Source organism: Nostoc sp. (assembly GCF_036917635.1).
Taxonomy (GTDB): Bacteria; Cyanobacteriota; Cyanobacteriia; order Cyanobacteriales; family Nostocaceae; genus Nostoc.
Genome location: NZ_JBALCW010000032.1, coordinates 86033 through 104980, shown reverse-complemented (window position 1 = coordinate 104980; position 18948 = coordinate 86033). Strand labels below are relative to the sequence as shown.

15 protein-coding genes are annotated in these 18948 nt (G+C 40.5%); 8 read left to right on the top strand and 7 right to left on the bottom strand.

Going from position 1 to position 18948, the window contains the following annotated elements; all coding sequences use genetic code 11:
- Positions 1-77 precede the first annotated feature (77 nt).
- A complete protein-coding gene (locus V7K32_RS09235; RefSeq protein ID WP_334992361.1) occupies positions 78-620 on the top strand; it encodes a tetratricopeptide repeat protein in 543 nt (180 codons plus the stop codon).
- 434 nt (positions 621-1054) lie between these two features.
- Here the strand turns inward: V7K32_RS09235 and V7K32_RS09230 are convergent, their stop codons facing one another.
- Both V7K32_RS09230 and V7K32_RS09225 read right to left on the bottom strand, forming a co-directional pair.
- Positions 1055-2362 carry a glycosyltransferase gene (locus V7K32_RS09230; RefSeq protein ID WP_334992359.1) on the bottom strand — a complete coding sequence of 436 codons (1308 nt, stop codon included), beginning with the start codon at positions 2360-2362 and terminating at the stop codon, positions 1055-1057.
- Between the two features lie 215 nt (positions 2363-2577).
- Positions 2578-4077: a lipopolysaccharide biosynthesis protein gene (locus V7K32_RS09225; RefSeq protein WP_334992357.1), complete on the bottom strand. Its 1500-nt coding sequence runs from the start codon at positions 4075-4077 to the stop codon at positions 2578-2580.
- A gap of 1139 nt (positions 4078-5216) precedes the next feature.
- Here V7K32_RS09225 and V7K32_RS09220 point away from each other — a divergent pair.
- Both V7K32_RS09220 and V7K32_RS09215 read left to right on the top strand, forming a co-directional pair.
- Positions 5217-6119 carry a DUF3153 domain-containing protein gene (locus V7K32_RS09220; RefSeq protein ID WP_334992355.1) on the top strand — a complete coding sequence of 301 codons (903 nt, stop codon included), beginning with the start codon at positions 5217-5219 and terminating at the stop codon, positions 6117-6119.
- A 92-nt stretch (positions 6120-6211) separates the two neighbouring features.
- Positions 6212-6619, top strand: a complete 408-nt coding sequence (locus tag V7K32_RS09215; RefSeq protein ID WP_334992353.1) for a hypothetical protein — start codon at positions 6212-6214, stop codon at positions 6617-6619.
- Here V7K32_RS09215 and V7K32_RS09210 read toward each other — a convergent pair.
- On the bottom strand, positions 6616-6978 hold the full coding sequence (locus tag V7K32_RS09210; protein WP_334992350.1) for a winged helix-turn-helix transcriptional regulator: 363 nt from the start codon (positions 6976-6978) through the stop codon (positions 6616-6618). The two genes, V7K32_RS09215 and V7K32_RS09210, sit on opposite strands and share 4 nt — an antisense overlap.
- Positions 6979-7127: 149 nt before the next feature.
- Between V7K32_RS09210 and V7K32_RS09205 the strand changes: the two genes are divergently transcribed.
- A complete protein-coding gene (locus V7K32_RS09205) occupies positions 7128-7751 on the top strand; it encodes an FMN-dependent NADH-azoreductase (RefSeq protein WP_334992348.1) in 624 nt (207 codons plus the stop codon).
- A gap of 162 nt (positions 7752-7913) precedes the next feature.
- Here V7K32_RS09205 and pdxH read toward each other — a convergent pair whose 3' ends face one another.
- On the bottom strand, positions 7914-8558 hold the full coding sequence (gene pdxH / locus V7K32_RS09200; protein WP_334992346.1) for a pyridoxamine 5'-phosphate oxidase: 645 nt from the start codon (positions 8556-8558) through the stop codon (positions 7914-7916).
- 576 nt (positions 8559-9134) lie between these two features.
- Here pdxH and V7K32_RS09195 point away from each other — a divergent pair.
- Together V7K32_RS09195 and V7K32_RS09190 are read left to right on the top strand one after the other, a co-directional pair.
- Complete coding sequence (locus V7K32_RS09195) at positions 9135-10220, top strand: AI-2E family transporter (protein WP_334992344.1); 1086 nt, start codon at positions 9135-9137, stop codon at positions 10218-10220.
- A 280-nt stretch (positions 10221-10500) separates the two neighbouring features.
- Positions 10501-11139, top strand: coding sequence for a PsbP-related protein (locus tag V7K32_RS09190; RefSeq protein WP_334992342.1), 639 nt, complete (start codon positions 10501-10503; stop codon positions 11137-11139).
- A gap of 11 nt (positions 11140-11150) precedes the next feature.
- Here V7K32_RS09190 and V7K32_RS09185 read toward each other — a convergent pair whose 3' ends face one another.
- Complete coding sequence (locus tag V7K32_RS09185; protein WP_334992340.1) at positions 11151-11690, bottom strand: COP23 domain-containing protein; 540 nt, start codon at positions 11688-11690, stop codon at positions 11151-11153.
- A 169-nt stretch (positions 11691-11859) separates the two neighbouring features.
- The gene (locus V7K32_RS09180; protein WP_334992338.1) at positions 11860-14025 is read right to left on the bottom strand and encodes a tetratricopeptide repeat protein; all 2166 of its coding nucleotides are present in this window, start codon (positions 14023-14025) and stop codon (positions 11860-11862) included.
- 451 nt (positions 14026-14476) lie between these two features.
- Between V7K32_RS09180 and V7K32_RS09175 the strand changes: the two genes are divergently transcribed.
- Positions 14477-15307 (top strand): ScpA family protein, encoded by an 831-nt coding sequence (locus V7K32_RS09175; RefSeq protein ID WP_334992336.1) that lies wholly within the window; start codon positions 14477-14479, stop codon positions 15305-15307.
- A gap of 231 nt (positions 15308-15538) precedes the next feature.
- On the top strand, positions 15539-16708 hold the full coding sequence (locus tag V7K32_RS09170) for an NDP-sugar synthase (protein WP_334992334.1): 1170 nt from the start codon (positions 15539-15541) through the stop codon (positions 16706-16708).
- A 213-nt stretch (positions 16709-16921) separates the two neighbouring features.
- Here V7K32_RS09170 and speA read toward each other — a convergent pair whose 3' ends face one another.
- Complete coding sequence (speA, locus tag V7K32_RS09165) at positions 16922-18934, bottom strand: biosynthetic arginine decarboxylase (protein WP_334992332.1); 2013 nt, start codon at positions 18932-18934, stop codon at positions 16922-16924.
- Between the last annotated feature and the right edge of the window lie 14 nt (positions 18935-18948).

The window sequence follows — 18948 nt, the reverse complement described above, 5'->3', positions numbered from 1 at the left end:
TTGCCACCTTCTAAAAAAATTCCAAAAACATTGCTGATATTGGCAAAATTAAAATAGTGGTAATTTTTGTATAAGCCGTGAGTGTAGAAAGTTTAGAAATTGCTAAAACCCGCTACCAGGCTGGGAAAGTTGCCTTTGAAAATGGGCAATACCGCCAAGCCATCGAAAATTTAGAAAAGGCCAGCGCCCTGTTAGCTCGTAATTCTCGCCTTGGGGGGGAAGTAGAAATTTATCTGGTGACAGCTTATGAAGCAGCTGGACGCACCGATGATGCGATCGCTCTTTGCGAAAGACTCAAACGCCATGCCCATTTTGAAATTAGCAAACAAGCGCGACGGATGCTTTACATCTTAAAAGCACCAAAGCTGAAAAGACCCAGCGAGTGGATGACCGAAATCCCAGATTTGGGCGCACTATCCGATAATGAACTCAAAATTTCTATTGCCGCTAAGTCTACTAAATCTTCTGTGCAGCAGAAGCCTAAACTTACGGAGCCAGAATTCGTTGACCTCAGTCAGGTAAATACCAGAGATAATCGCTTTATCTGGGTGGCGCTAATTGCCATTGGTTTAAGCATCTCTTACTTGGTTTGGTTGAATTTTTCAGGAAGCCCAGGCTAGATACTAACTCACATTAGATTAAGGGACTGACAAATAAAAAAATACCCAAAAAACTGGCGAAAAAACTCTCTCCTCCTTATTCCTCTGTGTTCTCTGTGTCTAATAAGGTTCGTTTATTTGAGTAATTTATTTCTTGTCAGTCCCTAACGTAAGTTCGATGAACCTCACCCTAAGCTCGACTTTATCCAAATCAAAGAAGGTAAGCTTCGTTATTTGACAAAATTCTAGCTTTTGGGCAAACACTTTTTCCATCATCACCTCAAATCAGTGACGATGGAAAAAGCAAAATCATAGCTGCATAAAGGTTTCAGCATCAAGTTCTCCGTTTCATTGAATCCCACTAAATATCCGATTTAGTGGGAGACTTAAACCCATTTATTTATAGTTACATTTAGTTTTGGTTTGAAAATACCGGGAAGTGCAGGTTGCTACTGCTATATGAGATTCGGATTGGATATAATTTTATAAATTTCAATTAATTTGTCATTTAATATACGAATGTCGTAGTTTTTTTCCACAAATAAACGACCTGCTAAACCCATACTTGACCAAGTTTCTGGATGCTCGACTAAATAACCCAATTTGTCAGCTAAAGCCTCCACATCCTTTTCTGGTACTAAAAAACCTGATTTACCATCCAGCACACCATCAGGAATCCCATTGTGCAATGTAGATAACACCGGCAATCCCATAGCTTGTGCCTCTTGTAAAACTAGTCCCTGTCCCTCTTTATCTCCATCCGAGGCAGTTACACTTGACAGAATAAAAATGTGGGAATCAGCATAAATTTGGCGGATTTCATCTTGTGTTTGCCATCCTAAAAATTTAACTTTATTTGTAATTTTAAGTTCGGTGGTTAGCTTTTCTAGTGATTTACGAATAGAACCGTCACCAATGATATTATATTCAATATTTGAATAATTTTTCAAAACCCTGGCTACTGCCCTAATTGAATATTCAATCCCTTTTTTCTCAACTAATCTTGCAACTGTGATAAGTTTTATAGTTTCGTTAGCTCGAAGTGTTTTTTCTTGGAAATTATACTCTGATATGTCAAGACCTACAGGAAGCTTAAAAATTTTATTTGGTGGGCAACCTAACTCTATAGCCATATTACCTGTAAAAGTTGTATTAACAGTGTACGAATCTCCAAGAGAAAGAATATGCTTATACATTTCTACATATTCTCTCATAAATTTTTTATTGACATCATAACCATGAAAAGTTGTAATTACTCTTCCTCTAATTACACCTAGTTCTCGCAATATTAAAGCTTTGATGCCATTAGGAGCAAAATGACAATGAATAATGTCATATACTGGACGTTTATCTAAAAGGTGAACAGTTGCATAAAATAAGGTTAAAGACGCAGATATTTTTCCATATTTAAAAACATTAAGAGTCTGTAAGATAATCAGAAAATTGTCCCAATTCTTCCTTCGGATTAGATGATAGATTAGTAACTTAAGCGCTTTTAAAATCCTCCAAAAGTAATTACCAGGTTCTTCAAAATAGAATGTATGCTCCAAAAGATTATAACTTACCACCTTTGAGTGTATTTTGACAGTATCAGCAATTCGTTCAGCATAAATATCAACCTCATACCCACGATCCACTAGAGATGTTATCTGCTCTAAGATAAAAGTTTCGGATAAAACTGGGAAGTGATTAATCATGAAGGCTATTTTCATAATAGGCTTACCTAAAATTTTCCAAAAATTAAAACGATCCAGAACCCACATTTACTTATCAAAACAATAATTCTTGAATTAATGGGACAAATAGCGTATTTGTCATGGAGTTTTTTGTGAAGTTTTCGATCCACTAAATCATCCAATTTCTGATAAGTTTATTGAAATAGTTTTTTGGTAAGGTGATAAATTACCTTACAAAAGTATAAATTGTGTTTTGATTAGATGTTTAAAGAAATAATTAAAATTTTATTCCAGTTTATATTTTATTTTTTTAATTCCTTGAATAAATTTAAATAATAATTTTTCATCTTAAATATATAGAACAATAACCCAAAATATACTAGGCTCATTACAACAGAATAGATAATCAGTATTGCCCATAATGGTAAACTGTTTCCAATACTAATTTTGATGCCTAATACTACTATACTTGCTACTACAGATGATATGAATACTTCTTTGATTGCTTGTAAGATATCAAGAATAGTGATTGGTGTGCCTCGTGTTGCAAAATAGATGCAAGGAACTGCCTGTAAAAGCATTGCGATCGCATAAGATAAAGCAACTCCAAATGCTTGATATGGCAAACCTATAAAAAATGATGTTACCAGCCAGGAGGAAGAGAGCAAACCCCATTTGAACATATTATCAGTTCTGCCTCTGGATATATACAGCCAACCTGTAGTATTACAAATAGGTTGAACTAATGCGGATATGCTTAACAATCGAAAAATTAGGCTAGCATCTCGCCATTGGGAACCAAGAAGAAATACAATAATTTCTTCTGAAGCCACTATCATAAAAACAATAGTTGGCATGGTTAAAAAAGCAATTACTGAAATAGCTTTGAGGTAATACTGGCGAAATTTTTGTGGGTCGTGCTGCAATCTGCTTAAACCAGGAATAGCGACGGCAGTAATTGGTGCATTAATCTGATTAATCGGCAGAAGTAGCAATTGATAGGCTTTAGCATATAGACCTAATTGTTGAGTACCCCAGAATCTGCCGATAAGAACATTATCAAGATTTCGCGCAAAGTAATTAATAGCTGTGAACCCAGTGAGATTTCCTCCAAAAGCTAGCATTGAGCCTATTCCTGATTGCCAAGCAGGTGCGCTGGGACGCCAACTGCAAGCCATCCAGAGTCCGATAGTGTTGACTAATCCCAAAACAATTGGAAAAATCACTAGTGACCAGTAGCCAAGTCCACATAAGGCAGCAATGATTGCAGCTATGACACCAAAGAACATAGAGATAACATCATTCAACATCAATGCCTTGTAGTGCATCTGGCGATTTAGCAAAGCATTGTGCTGAACACCTAACCCGCTAAAAATAAATCCAGATACTAGCGCCAGAGTAATCCAAGTCAAACGGGGTTCGTGATAAAACCAAGCAATTGCCGGTGCGAGTACTGAAGCAACCAGTGCAGCAAATACACTAAGTGCTACGTTCACCCAAAATAACGTACTGACTTGCTCATGATTAATCTTTTCCTTCTGAACGGTTGCCATCGACAATCCCAAGTCTTTGAATAGACTGACAAACCCAATAACCGCAGTTACCATACCTATCAAGCCGTAATCCTCTGGTGTGAGTAATCTGGCTAACACTACGTTAGATATTAAGTTCAAGCTAAACTTCAAAATTTGGGCGCCCATAGTGATTGCACCACCACGAACAGAACGACCTTTAATATCTCCTTTGAGGTGATCTGTATTAAAATACTCGTCGTCTTTTTTTCTAAAAGAGAAATTTTTCATAAATATGCTCAAAAATTTCAGATGCTTAGACCCTTATTAAGTTAATAACGACGAGATAGACAATCAATCACAATTATTATAATAATATTCTCAGAAAACTCAATAATTAAAATTAAAGGATCAGAAAAACTATTGAAGAAGAATTCACAAGTCAGAATTAATAAGTCGGGGATTGGAATCCGCGACTGATTTAAAACCACTAAATTTTATTGTTTTGTGGGGGTCTTAAACCCAATTATTCATCCCTCAGCCGCACAGAATACCCAACTGAATTCTGGCGACTGACGCATTTATTCTGTCCGATAAAATAATAGGTATAAAATTATTTATCAATGCTAATGCTTACCTTATCTAATTAGTTGGATTTTTTTTATTATACCAGTATTTGGTCTTGTCCACTTGGGAGCATCCCTATTTGGCCAAAAAGACGAAGAAGGGAGAAATATTAGCGATGATACCTTGCAAATTAGGGAGGACTATACGGATGCTCTCCATAACTGAGAAAATTATCATAGTTAGAGAATATGGTTAAAATAATGACACGACAAAAGAAAAAATTAGCAAAACACACTTACTAATTATTCACTTTTTATACAGCTATTAAAATATTTAATTAATATAGACCTATTGCAAAAATGATTCGTGGTAAGATAATAAACTTTTAACTTTGTGTTGGCGCTCCATTTGAATCAGATATACCAATGAGGTAATAAAATTTCTCTGTATCGATTCTGATGTGCATTTTTAATAAATCCCTGACAATTGCGACAAAATAATTTTACAATAGCTCTACTATACTACTAAGTAAAATATAAATTTGCTAAAGCTACAAGATTTGACTTTATTGGCAAATTTTTGAAAGTCTTGTTTAATAAGCTAAAGCTGGCAGAGCTGAATAGACTTGACTTTAGACCATTAAAGTGTAACAGTCTGATAATTTTTGAATATTCGTGAGGAGTTCCCCTAGAGTCCGCATAAATTGGGAAGCTTTTCAGCAGTTTCTCCAAAAGAGCTAGTCTGTTGGGAACTTTCCCAAAATTATAGAAACTGGCGTGGAAACCTCTAACACCAGATTGCCTTCCTTTGAGGTAAAAGTCAAGATTGGTTAAAAAGTTTGACTTTTGGGGAGATTTATTGTTATGAATTCTTCAATTTTCGGAAACATTTTCTTGTGGTTAATCACACCATTTAGTTTTGTGTTAGCAAATATGAAATTTATCTCACCACTGAATGGTCAAAATCGAATCAAACCGGTCTTTCCCATGCGAAATCCTATTCTGTGGCTAGTGGTGTTAACATCCCTGTTACTGACTGGCTGTGTTAAGTACGATGTAGGGCTTAACTTTGACAACTCAAATAGTGGCGAACTAGTACAGCATATTAAGTTGGGAGAGCGGCTAACTAGTTTTAGTGGCGATTCTGTGTACGAATGGTTAAATAGCATAGAGCGCCGCGCCCGTCAACTAGAGGGAAAAACGCAGCGAGTTTCCACTGAAGAAATCATTGTCACAATTCCTTTTAGTAGTGGTAGGGAATTACAAGAGAAGTTTAACGAATTTTTTAACTCTCGTGCGAATCAACCCTCTGAGTCATTAGGGAGCCAATCTGACTCAGAACTGCCGAAAATTGAATCAAATGTCCTCTTAGAGCAGAACAATTTTTTACTTTTAGTCCGAAATCGGTTAATTTATGATTTGGATTTGCGATCGCTATCCTTAATTGCCAGCAAAGGTAACGTCCTGGCTAATGCTGGTTCAATTCTCGACTTGGAATTTAGCTTGAAGACTCCTTGGGGAGCCAAAAATATTCAACTAACTGAAACTGCAATAGAGCCAGAAAAAAATCGCAATCGATTAGTGTGGAAACTCCAGCCTGGTGAGCTAAACCACATAGAAACCGTTTTCTGGCTTCCCAGTCCCCTTGGAATTGGTGCGTTGTTAATTATCCTGTTTGTCTGGGGAGGATTGTACTTGAGATACAATTTTATGCCAGATCCCAGACTTCAGTTCTCTCCCAAGGCAGCAGCGATCCAGGAACAGTAGACTATTTATCTGTTCAATATGTCAGTTAAGCCGATGGAAAATGCATCGGCTTTTTTAGACTTTCCCCAGCTTTTTGTAAAAATACGCCTTCTATGCAGGAACAACACATCAAGAAGATCAATGAGATTCTGCTTGGCTACTTCTGTGGTCATCCATTACTCGACGTTAACGCGACCAAAGACAACATTCCTCTAGTTGCTGCCAACGTCCAAAAATCGACGCATTCTTTTTCGGAAGGTCAATTGCTGTACATCTACAATGTGTTCTGGGGTATGAACAAAAAGGCTCTAGTTGTTGGTCGCTATCGTCGTAAGCATCGACTAATCCTTGGTGTCTGCCCGATTTCATCATTAAGCAATTTCCGACTGAAATTGGTCTACGAACCGACTGTCATCAGCAAACTGCACGGGAGATATATTGATCGCGGTATCTTTATAAGATTCTTCGATCTACCTGGTGAGTTTATTAATCTTAGAGATTACATTCAAGCAATCAGTTAAACGTTAGTGTTGCTATGTTCCCGTTGTGCGCTGCCATACCAACGTTCAGCAAGTGCATTGAGTTGATGAAGGATCTCAATGAGTTCCTGACCACGTTCTGTGAGACCGTAAGTTACTTGGGGTGGGACAGTCGGTTTATAGTGGCGATAAATAATTTCTGCTGCCTCAAGCATCCTCAGTCTTTCCGTCAAAACTTTGGTAGAGATGCCCTCGACTAGCTGCTTCAATGCACCAAAGCGAGTAGGCCCACTATTACATAACACCCATAGTATATACATTGTCCAGGGACCTGATAGTAAGCACATCAGAATGTTGACAGGGCAAGCATCAGGATTTTCAGGATTTTTAGAGACAGACATCGATAAGTTAGCTAAAATTGTGCGGCAGTTACTTTATGGTAACTACTTTACTTTAGTAACTAGTTACTTTTAGTATCTGATGTAATGCTTTGAAATTTAGACTCAAAAAAAGTAAAAGCAAAAATCCTAGCTAATCAGGAGATTATTTGGTGGTAAACATTCTACATATTGATTCCAGTCCCCGTGGAGAGCGATCGCACTCCAGAGAACTATCTAAGGAATTCGTCAGTGGTTGGAGGGCAGCGCATCTTGAAGATGCGATCGCCTATCGAGATTTAGGGCATTACCCAGTTCCTCACGTTAATGAAGCTTGGATTGCGGCGGCATTTTCACCACCAGAAACCCATACCCCAGAATTGACTGAGGCACTTAGGATTTCTGAGGAACTGATTGATGAGTTTTTGGCAGCCGATCGCTACGTCTTTGGAGTGCCAATGTACAACTTGAATATACCTTCCACTTTTAAGGCTTACATCGACCAAATCGTTCGCGCTAACCGGACTTTTGCTATAGATGCTCAAGGCGGTTTGAGAGGGTTAGTCGAGGGTAAAAAGGCAGTTATCATTACAGCTAGCGGCGGTGATTATAGTGCAACATCCCCTGCTGCTGCCTATAACTTCCAAGAACCATACCTGCGGGCGATTTTCGGGTTTATTGGGCTTACAGACATTCAATTTATTAACGCTAATAGTCTGAGTGGAGGTGATGATGCCCGTACCCAATCTTTATCAGAAGCACGGGCAGCAATTCAAGATGCGATCGCTCACTGGTGACGCGGGGCATTGAGAATTGGGCATTGGGCATTGGTTATAGATTCTGCTCCCCCTGCTCCCTCTGCTCCCCCTGCTCCCCCTGCTCCCCCTGCTCCCCCTGTGCTCCCGCTGCTCCCCCTGCTCCCCCTGCTCCCCCTGCTCCCCCTGCTCCCTGCCTCCCCTTCACGGTGACAACCGCTCTATTTTCCAAGTGTGATTATCTAAACGGCTATAGAGCAAGCGATCGTGCAGACGACTGGGGCGGCCTTGCCAAAACTCAATTTCTGTAGGGATCACTCGTAAGCCTCCCCAATGAGGCGGCCGGGGGATCTCCTCATTTTCATATTTGCTCTTAAACTCCTGTAAACGTCGCTCAAGAACTTCTCGGCTTTCTATCACTTCGCTTTGATTAGATATCCACGCACCCAGACGACTTTTGGCAGGGCGACTGTGAAAATACTGGTCGGACTCAGTTTCGGAAATTTTCTCCACATACCCCGAAATTCGCACTTGACGTTCTAGTTCTGCCCACCAGAACACTAAAGCCCCCTGAGGATTTTCTGCCAGTTCTTGTCCTTTGTGACTGTTGTAGTTGGTAAAGAAGGCAAAGCCTCGTTCATCAAAATCCTTGAGTAACACCATTCTGGCTGATGGCTTACCGTCTGGTGTGGCAGTAGCAATGGTCATGGCATTGGGTTCTGGGAGTTGCGCTGCTAGTGCCTGATCGAACCATTTTTTAAATTGGATAAACGGATTGAGGTCAACTTCAAGTTCGCTCAAACCTTCCAAGGTGTAGTCTTTGCGAAGGTCAGCTACAGTTTTGTCCATTTTGATTTGGTTCCTTGCTATGAGATACGCTTATACATGGCTTTGTTAAAAATATCTGTCAGGAACCCTATGCCTTTAGGCATAGGGCTTGCATGAGAAATCATCAAGCCATTCTGACCCGACCACCCTGAGCGTAGTCGTTCGCGCTAGCGTCTCCGAAGGAGAAGGGTAGCCGTTATTTGAGTCACGACACCTTGGGATACGCAGCCAGTCCCCCGCTCTGTCGCTTGTGATTAAACAGTTCTAAGGTCACTGGAACAGTGTTGCAAGCCCAAAAAGCTCTTATAACAGGTCAAGGCTAACATAACCCCGAAAGGGAGGTTTCGCAAGGAACAAAACCGTTATGCGTACAGGATTGGGAGACTCGAAATGGTCATTGTCCCGTTGAAAGTGCAACACACTCATTACACCGAGTTAAACAATCCCAGGGCGGTAATGGTATATAAACCCAATATAAAGCCGTCCTTTATGACGGGGTTTCTACCCCATTTTCTGATGGCACTGATCATTATCTGATCAGTGCCATCAAGAATTTTACAAATTCTCTTAAGGAATATCTAAAATAGGTTGCATAAAATGCGCCGTTCGACCTCCCTTCGACGCCTGTTAATTTATGGTCTAAGCGGCCCGATTATCGCTCTCAATGTCTGGCTGCTGTCTGTCCTTTTTCGCTATTTTCAGCATCCCATTACTGTCTTGATCATTGCAGCGATTCTGGCTTTTCTACTAAATTACCCAGTTAAGTTCTTTGAACGTGCCCGGATCACGCGCACTCAGGCGGTGATCATAGTTTTACTTGCAACATTAACCGTGTTGGTGATATTGGGCGTCACTCTAGTGCCGTTGATCATTGATCAAACAATTCAACTGTTAAATAATATCCCTGATTGGTTAGGCGCCAGTCAAGAAAACTTAAAGCAGTTTGAGACGCTGGCAAAACAACGACGTTTGCCAATTGATTTGAGGGTTGTGAGCAGTCAAATCAATGCTAATATTCAGAATCTGGTACAACAGCTAGCTTCTGGTGCAGTGGGATTTGCTGGAACACTGCTCTCAGGATTACTTGACGCAGTGTTAGTAATCGTGCTTGCGTTTTATATGCTTTTATATGGCGATCGCGTCTGGTATGGTCTGGTCAATCTTTTGCCCTCGAATATTGCAGATCCCCTTACCGCATCCTTGCGCCTAAATTTTCAGAACTTTTTCCTCAGCCAGTTATTGCTAGGACTGTTTATGGTGCTAACCCTGACGCCAATTTTCTTAGTGATGAAGCTGCCCTTTGCCCTGTTGTTTGCCATATTAATCGGGATCTCGGAACTCATTCCCTTTATTGGGGCATCTCTCGGCATTGGTCTAGTGACGATTTTAGTACTGCTGCAAAATTGGTGGTTGGCAGTTCTAGTTGCCATAGCGGCAATTCTCATGCAGCAGCTTAAAGATAACTTGTTAGCTCCCAGGTTACTCGGCAAGTTTATTGGGCTGAATCCCATCTGGATTTTTGTAGCTATTTTGATGGGATTTGAGATTGCTGGGTTGTTGGGGACGCTTGTTGCTGTTCCCATTGCTGGTACTATCAAAGGCACTTACGATGCGATAAAGAGCGGCAAACCGAGTGATTTTGTCTCACCTGTCACCATTGCTCATGACCCGCCCCCAGATTAATATCTACGGTGTATACACAAATCGAAAAACCTGCTCCACATTAACTTTAATTTCATAGGGTGCGTTAGGACTAAAGTCCTAACGCACCGAAAATCTCTGACAGTGCCATAGCGTTGGTAAGATTAACACACTCGACAAAACTACAAATCTTTAATTATTCACGTCCACTTACTTAGGTAGATTTCTCGCTAATAGCCAAACTCCAGATAATGCTAATTTTAAATTAATCTGATTGGAGTTCCTCCTTATAAATCTATAGCTATAGCAAATATTAAAACTAATGATAAAAAACAATAAACTCTCCCAATTCTTCCAGTCTTTGAAAAAATTTTATCAAGAACATACTATAGAAGTAATTGCAATTGTTCTTGGCTTACCTGCAACTTTAATTGCTTGGATTTCTGTTCCCAAAGACATAGGTAATAAGCTGTTTCCCGAACCACAAAAAGCTGAATTCACTTTATATGAAAGTACTGATTATGGAATCAGCATTCAGTATCCCAAAAACTGGGAAGTACAAAATATTTTTAACCCAATTACTGGAGATGTAGTTCAGTTCATTTCTCCTAAAGAAAATAATTCTGATAATTTTCAAGAGCGAGTAACTATTAGGGTGGAAAAAAAAGCTAATTTTACATTGAAAGCATATACTGATTTGGCTAAAAAAGATATATTAAAAAATACTAAAAATGCCAAAATTATCGAACAAAGTGAGAGTAATTTAGTAGACAATAAGGGTTATAGATTAGTTTATACTGGTTTAGATGAAAGTCTCCGTTTAAAAAATATGGATGTTTGGAGTTTGAAAAACTTCCAGGCATACTATATTAGCTATAATGCCGAACAAGATAAATATGACAAGTATTTACCAATAGTAAACAGCATGGTTAAGTCATTACAAATCAAAGCTAAGAAATAAAAGTGAAGTATTCACTTAAGAGCAGTAGAGTCTAAATACAGTTTTAGATTAATAGCAATAGCACTATCGTCTCCACTTTGATTCAATATTTTTCCTGCTTCTATCCCACGCGGGTCTAATATTCTCTCCAATGTCTCTTCAGGTTTACTACCAGGCTTAAATGTGAATAACAAAGTATTATTCGTACAAGGATCACTAGTGTTCATCGCAGCACATAAAACTGTTTGCTTATTGAAACTGCCAACTTTTAGGATTTTTAGAGTACCGTTGTCATAATTTTTCTGAAGTCTTTCAGATACCTCTAGACAACGTTGCATCGGTGTCCAGGGAGGAGGAAATTCACTAGAAATCCAGCTAATAACTGGGATCTTTCCCCCTTGTTTACGGAGTACGTAAGTTGTGGGTACACCGTCTTTATTCACATCACAGGAAAAGTTAGTACTTTGTGCATAGCTGGGCTGATCTGAGGTTGCAGTAATAATAAAGGCTGTAAGTGACGCTATACTAACCGCAGCCACCGGAAATTCTTTAGCAAATAACTTTAAAATCATAATTAAGTAAAATTTATGGTATTGAGAGTTTTAAACTCCTACACAAAGACACATACATTTTTTATTTCAGTGTTTGGAGTCTTGACAAAATGTACGCTCTTTTAAACTATCATGATTTTTATCAGTACTAATTTTTTGGCAAATACTCCCTTGACTTTTAAAAGAGTTGCTACTGTTGATATTTTAAAATCAACTCTAACGTTTTTTTGTATGACTCGTTATCTCCTTGCTGTTTGAATAGTTCAGCCGCTTTTTGTAAATCTTGAACTCCTCTATATTTATCTCCAGATTCAGCACGGATATTACCCCGATTTTTATAGGCATTTGCATAGTTTGGATTGATTCCAATAGCTTGGCTAAAATCCTCAATCGCTCCTTGTTTATCTCCCGACAAGTAGCGTGCAGCACCCCGGTTGTGATATGCACTCGCATCATTTGGATTAATCTTGATGGCTTGGCTTAAGTCTTCTAATGCTCCTTTGGTGTCTGCTAATTGAGCACGGATACCACCCCGGTTTGTGTAGGCTTCAGCATAGTTGGGATTGATTTTGATGGCTTGGGTTAAATCTTCTAATCCTCCTTGCTTATCTCCTAATTTATAGCGAGAAGCACCCCGACCAGCAAATGCTTCGGCATCGTTGGGATTAATTTTCAGAACTTTATCAAAATCAGCGATCGCCTTTTTGTAATTTCCCTGCTGAAAACGGATTTGACCACCGCCTTTATAGGCTTCAGCATCGTTAGGATTAATTTTGAGGATGCCATTAAAATTTTCCAGCCTAGAGTAAAGGCTAGTATCAAGCTTGATAGCTTGTCTGTAATCGGCAATAGCCCCTTGTTTATCTCCCAAACCATCATGGATAAGCGCTCGTAAACTGTATTTGGACGCATCATTGGGGTCAATTTTGAGAGCTTGGTTTAAATCTTCTAACGCCCCTTTTTTATCTCCCGATTCAAAACGAGCAATACCACGGCTATGGTATGCCTGAGCATCGTTGAGATTGAATTTGATGATTTGGTTGTAATCGGCAATTGCGCCTTTCCAATCTTCAAATATAGCAAGACTAGTGGCACGTGTTCTATAGGCTTCAGGATCGTTGGGATTGAGTTTGATAACTTGGGTAAAATCAGCGATCGCTGCTTGCTTTTCTTCGGAATTAAAGGTAAAAGGAACATTTTTGGAATTAGAGCGAATAATTGCCAAACTCAAGTGGGCATGACCCCTTACAATGTAGGCTTCGGCATAATTGGGATTGACCTTAATCGCTTGGCTGAAATCCGCAATTGCCTCTTGGCCGCTCTTTATAACTTGGTCGCGTTCTGCGCGTTCTGAAAGTTTCTCAGAACCAGGGAGCATCCCGCGCGCCTGACCGCGTTGGACATAGGCTTCGGCATCCTTGGGGTTAATCTTAATAGCTTGGTTAAAGTCAGCAATAGCCCCTTGTTTATCTCTTAACCCAAAACTACGGATAACACCTCGTAGTTTATAAGCTTCGGCATACTTGGGGTTGAGTCTAATCGCTTCATTGATATCAGCGATCGCGCCTTCATAATTCTGATTTTTCTGCTTTTCTTGAGCTTTGATAAAAAAGTCATCTGCTTTCGGTGCAGCAGCGATAACATCCGGTAGGCGCACTCCTACATCTATACCCACAGTTGACAACTGTCGCAAAGCTGAATAAATAGTGATGCCTAAACCCGTCAATATCTTGGTCTCACTCTTATCATTAATTTTTTGAGGGTCAACCCTACCGTGAATTGCTACTACTTCGCCCTGTTCATTTAGCACTGGTCCGCCGCTCATCCCCCCTAAAGTATCATTATCGTAAATGATGTTATAACCTTCGCCCTGTGGCGCACCGTTCGCTTGAACCTGTCCCTTATTGAAAAATAAAGTCGGATTGGGAATTGCTCCTCTCGCTACAGGAAATCCTGTTACATATACTGTTGTACTGGCTGTGGCTTTGTCTGAATTTCCGATTTTGGCAATTTGATGATTGTTACTGCTGTTAAACTCAACGACGGCTAAATCTACTCCTGATAAGCGTTTAACAGATTGAACTAGATTGCTTTGTTGATCTGGTGTAATGATTTCGTACTTACTACTATTTTCCACCACATGATAAGTAGTCAGCACGGTGTAAGTGTTGCCGAAATGCTTAATCAGAACTCCTGAACCAGAACGAATTGGTTTTTCGGTATCCACAATCCGCACAGTAATTTCTCTACCAATGTTTGCTACCTCTTGCGAAGATAGGGCCACTACAACTTTGGCATGTACTAATACAATGGATACGCCTATCAATAAGGATGGAAGTGTGTAGTAGTACTTCATTTTATAAAAAACTGTATTTCTTTATTTTTTTGAAAGTATAAGAAGCTACAACTAAGTTTTACAGTATTTCGGAATTATGTTTATATATATCAATAAAAATATAGTCTTTAAATGAAGAAATCATAAATATAGTTAAATACCCTAACACTCTGGCATCACTATGCCAAACCAAGTAAATTATCCGTTAATGCTGTAACCAAGATGGAGTAGGCTTTTTAAGAATTACTTTCTAGCATCCATTGGTAAAATAACTAAAAATCGCCGTTTCAAGTACTTGAAATTTTCAATTCTGACAAAAAACCTTTTTTGGCATCGTGATGCCAAAGCAACGAAGCGAAAGAAGCGAAAGTTGCACAATCTGATCTCACAATTCACAATGGTGATTGATTACAAATTTCAGGGAATACTGCCAACAGGCAATTTCTGTCATTAATTAACTTAAAACCCGTTAATGGAAGCTTCCGAGCTATTAGAAACAATCACACTCCTGATTTACCAAGCCCAACAGGGAGAAATTGACCCTTGGGATGTCCAAGTGATTGAGGTGATTGACCGTTACTTAGAACTGATGGTACCGGAGGGAATAGGAAGAGGTTATGAATCGGACTTGTCTCAATCTGGACAAGCATTTTTGTCAGCATCAATGCTGGTATTATTCAAAGCAAATACCTTGATGCAATTGTCAACAGTAGAAGATATCCAGGATGGTGTAGTAGATGATGCCTTATTGGAAGATGAAGACGGAATATCACATCAGGGTCATCGGCTACCATTAGAACGGCAATTGCGTCGTCGTGCATCGGCAATGCCGCCACCAAAGCGCCGGGTGACTTTGCAAGAGTTGATTAAGCAATTGCAGATTATGGCGAACCAGCTAAAACTGGTAGAAAAAGTCAGCAAACCTATCCGTCCCAGACGGCTGCCTAGCGTCCAAAGTATGCGGGAGGCGCTGGAGTTAGCTCACCAGGAAAATCTGACGGAAGTAGCTAGGGAACTGGAGCAGGTGTTGAATATGTCGGCAAGGGAGCTAAATTTAGAACAAAATTGGTTGAATCTAGAACAACTTGTACAGTTGTGGACTCAGACAAAGCATTTCAACCAAAATGGGTCTGGACATGATTCTAAACACAGTCATTTAGTTAGCGTTTTCTGGGCGCTACTGTTACTCTCGGCTCAATCGAAAGTAGAGCTATTTCAAGAGGAGTTTTATCATGAGATTAAAATTAGGCTACTTACAGATTCAGCTAAGACTGGTAAACCTTTTGAGCAGTCGATGAACTAAAAATGCGAAAAGTAGCTTTACAGATAATTTACAGATTTTTGATTCAGTCCCAAAATCCGAGTAAATTGAAAAGATAAGCGATCGCTTGTCATCTAAGTATACCTATGGTTGCAATAACCACTAAATTCCTGTTATCCCTGTTTAAGGGATAACTTAGAGCAGAAATAAAAACTGATGATTAAGTATCACTCGATGAAAGTAAACTGGCTTGTGGTTGAGGAATAAATTTTTATGAAAGCGATGATTCTCGCGGCTGGCAAGGGTACTCGCGTGCGTCCGATTACCTATACAATTCCCAAACCAATGATTCCCATCCTGCAAAAGCCAGTGATGGAGTTCTTGCTGGAACTGTTACGCCAACATGGATTTGACCAAATTATGGTCAACGTTAGTCATTTGGCTGAGGAAATAGAAAACTATTTTCGTGACGGTCAACGGTTTGGGGTGCAAATTGCCTATTCCTTTGAAGGCAAAATTGATGATAACGGGAAACTAGAGGGAGAAGCAATTGGTTCAGCTGGAGGGATGCGCCGTATCCAAGACTTCTCGCCCTTTTTTGACGATACCTTTGTGGTGTTGTGCGGTGACGCTTTAATTGATTTGGATTTAACTGCGGCGGTTAAATGGCATAGAGCTAAAGGCTCGATCGCTACTATTATTACGAAATCTGTCCCCAAGGAAGAAGTTTCTAGCTACGGTGTGGTGGTCACTGACGAAGAGGGGCGTGTTAAAGCTTTCCAAGAAAAACCTTCAACTGAAGAAGCCCTCAGCACCAACATCAACACAGGTATTTACATCTTTGAGCCAGAGGTTTTTAACTATATCCCATCTGGTGTAGAATATGACATTGGTAGCCACTTGTTTCCCAAATTGGTAGAAATCAAAGCTCCCTTCTACGCCATCCCTATGGACTTTGAATGGGTAGATATTGGTAAAGTACCAGATTATTGGCGGGCGATTCGCGGTGTACTCCTGGGTGAAATCAAGAATGTGCAAATCCCTGGTCATCAAGTCGCCCCTGGCATCTACATTGGCTTAAATGTCGCCGTAAATTGGGACAAAGTGGATATCACAGGCCCAGTTTACATTGGCGGGATGACGAGAATAGAAGACGGAGCTAAAATTGTCGGACCAGCGATGATTGGCCCTAATTGTTGGATATGTAGTGGCGCAACAGTAGAGAACAGCGTGATTTTTGAATGGTCGCGCCTGGGACCAGGAGTGCGTTTAGTCGATAAGCTGGTGTTTGGACGTTATTGCGTGGATAAAACTGGCGCTGCAATAGATGTTCAAGCGGCTGCTTTAGACTGGCTGATTACTGATGCCCGTCAGACTCCGCCATCACATACCCCTCTTGAGTTACAAGCGATAGAGGAATTGTTGGGGACAAACGCAAGTTAAAGTTAGGAGTTAGGAGTTAGGAGTTAGGAGTTAGGAGTTTGGAGTTTGGAGTTTGGAGTTTGGAGTTTGGAGTTTGGAGTTTGGAGTTTGGAGTTTGGAGTTTGGAGTTATTATTTCGTGTTTTCCTCTTCACTTCTAACTCTTAACTTTATTCCTAACTCTTCACTCCTAACTCCTAACTTTATTCCTAACTCCTAACTTTATTCCTAACTCCTAACTATTTAGATACGTATATCTTCTGAGACTCTGTTCGTAGGTTTGTAGCAGTCGCTGAGATTCTGCTAGGGTGATGCGGTTTTCTTCTAATGCTTTCTCGCAACGCTGGCGAATGTTTTCCACCATATCTTCGGAGTCATACTGGACATAGCTTACTACTTCGCTCATTGTGTCACCTTTGACAACGTGTTCAATCTGGTAACCTTTGGGCGTTAATTGAATATGAACGGCGTTAGTATCCCCAAATAGGTTGTGCAAATTGCCCATGATTTCCTGGTAAGCTCCATTCAAGAACATTCCCAAATAATAGGGTTCTCCGGGCTTGTAGGTGTGTAGTTCTAAAACCGATTTGACATCGCGCAGGTCTATAAAGCGGTCGATTTTACCATCACTGTCGCAGGTGAGGTCTGCCAAAATTCCGCGCCGCGTTGGTTCTTCATCCAAGCGGTGGATTGGCATAATCGGGAATAGCTGATCGATCGCCCAGCAATCTGGTGCTGATTGAAACACTGACATATTCACGTAGTAGATGGAAGCCATGATTTTTTCTAGGTCTTCCAGTTCATCGGGTACGTATTCTTGCTGTCTAGTGATCTTGAGAATTTTCTGACAACAAGCCCAGTACAGGCGTTCGGCTTTGGCTCGTTCTCTGAGGCGTAAAATTCCTAAGTTGAAGCGGCTAATGGCTTCTTCTTTGAATTGTGCAGCGTCGTGGTACAACTCTTGGTAATTCTCTTGGTTAATGGATTGGTAGCTTTCCCAAAGATAATTAATTATTGGGGATTCTCCCTCTTGTGGTGGTTCTGGTGAATCAAGGGGGACATCGCTAGTACTGAGAACGTCGAAAATCAGCACCGACTGATGGGAAGCGATCGCTCGTCCACTTTCGCTAATCAGTGTTGGTACGGCAATCTGCCGCTCTGCACAGGTATCTTTTAACTCTGCCACGATGTCGTTAGCATAGTTCTGCATGTTGTAATTTTTCGATGCATAGAAGTTGGTTTGGGAGCCATCGTAATCTACGCCCAAGCCGCCGCCAACATCAAGGTATTTCATATCTGCCCCCAGCATCGACAATTCTACATAAATGCGGCTGGCTTCTTGGATGGCATCTTTAATCACATTAATGGCAGAGATTTGTGAGCCAATGTGGAAGTGCATTAACTGCAAAGAATCGAGCAGGTTAGCTTCGCGTAATTTGTCAACAGCCTCGATTACCTCAGGCATTGTCAAACCAAATTTAGCGCGATCGCCACTGGAGGCTCCCCAACGTCCCATACCTTGGGTACTGAGTTTAGCACGAACACCTAATATTGGCTTAATACCTAACTGGCGATTGGCATCAATTACTAAATCAACCTCTTCAATCTGTTCTAAGACGATGATTGGTGTTTGCCCTAGTCTTTGGGCTAACATTGCCGTTTCGATGTATTCTCGGTCTTTGTAGCCGTTGCAAACTAACAACGCTCCTGGTGTATCCAAAACAGCCAGAGCAATCATTAATTCTGGCTTGGAACCAGCTTCTAAACCAAATTGATGGGGTTTGCCAAATTTTACTAAATCCTCAATCAAATGCCGCTCTTGATTGCATTTGACGGGAAACACGCCACGGTAGACACCAGGGTAATTGTAGCGGGCGATCGCTTTGGCAAAACAAGCATTCAACCGCTCAATCCGGTCTTCCAAAATATCGGAAAAGCGAATCAACATGGGAAGTCCCAAGTTGCGCTGCTTCATGGCGTTGACCAATTCAAACAAGTCAAGAGATCCCCCGCGATCGCCTTTAGGTGCCACGGTCACGTGACCAGCAGCGCTAATGGAAAAATAAGGTTGTCCCCAACCTTCAATGCGGTATAAGGCTTCACTATCTTCAATTTTCCAGGAGCGAGGTAAATCTCCCGTGGTAGGACTAGGTGGTAACAGCTTTTTTTGCTTATGGTTTTTCACTTCTTTGTGTCCATTGGACGGTAGTACCACCTCTTCAGATGTAGCAGTTGAATCAGCACCCATTTCTTCCTAACCTC

Excerpts from the sequence above, each read along its gene's own strand:
- V7K32_RS09230 (WP_334992359.1), bottom strand. The coding sequence starts at position 2,362 with ATGTGGGTTCTGGATCGTTTTAATTTTTGGAAAATTTTAGGTAAGCCT.
- V7K32_RS09225 (WP_334992357.1), bottom strand. The coding sequence starts at position 4,077 with ATGAAAAATTTCTCTTTTAGAAAAAAAGACGACGAGTATTTTAATACA.
- V7K32_RS09220 (WP_334992355.1), top strand. The coding sequence starts at position 5,217 with ATGAATTCTTCAATTTTCGGAAACATTTTCTTGTGGTTAATCACACCA.
- V7K32_RS09215 (WP_334992353.1), top strand. The coding sequence starts at position 6,212 with ATGCAGGAACAACACATCAAGAAGATCAATGAGATTCTGCTTGGCTAC.
- V7K32_RS09210 (WP_334992350.1), bottom strand. The coding sequence starts at position 6,978 with ATGTCTGTCTCTAAAAATCCTGAAAATCCTGATGCTTGCCCTGTCAAC.
- pdxH (WP_334992346.1), bottom strand. The coding sequence starts at position 8,558 with ATGGACAAAACTGTAGCTGACCTTCGCAAAGACTACACCTTGGAAGGT.
- V7K32_RS09195 (WP_334992344.1), top strand. The coding sequence starts at position 9,135 with ATGCGCCGTTCGACCTCCCTTCGACGCCTGTTAATTTATGGTCTAAGC.
- V7K32_RS09190 (WP_334992342.1), top strand. The coding sequence starts at position 10,501 with ATGATAAAAAACAATAAACTCTCCCAATTCTTCCAGTCTTTGAAAAAA.
- V7K32_RS09185 (WP_334992340.1), bottom strand. The coding sequence starts at position 11,690 with ATGATTTTAAAGTTATTTGCTAAAGAATTTCCGGTGGCTGCGGTTAGT.
- V7K32_RS09180 (WP_334992338.1), bottom strand. The coding sequence starts at position 14,025 with ATGAAGTACTACTACACACTTCCATCCTTATTGATAGGCGTATCCATT.
- V7K32_RS09175 (WP_334992336.1), top strand. The coding sequence starts at position 14,477 with ATGGAAGCTTCCGAGCTATTAGAAACAATCACACTCCTGATTTACCAA.
- V7K32_RS09170 (WP_334992334.1), top strand. The coding sequence starts at position 15,539 with ATGAAAGCGATGATTCTCGCGGCTGGCAAGGGTACTCGCGTGCGTCCG.
- speA (WP_334992332.1), bottom strand. The coding sequence starts at position 18,934 with ATGGGTGCTGATTCAACTGCTACATCTGAAGAGGTGGTACTACCGTCC.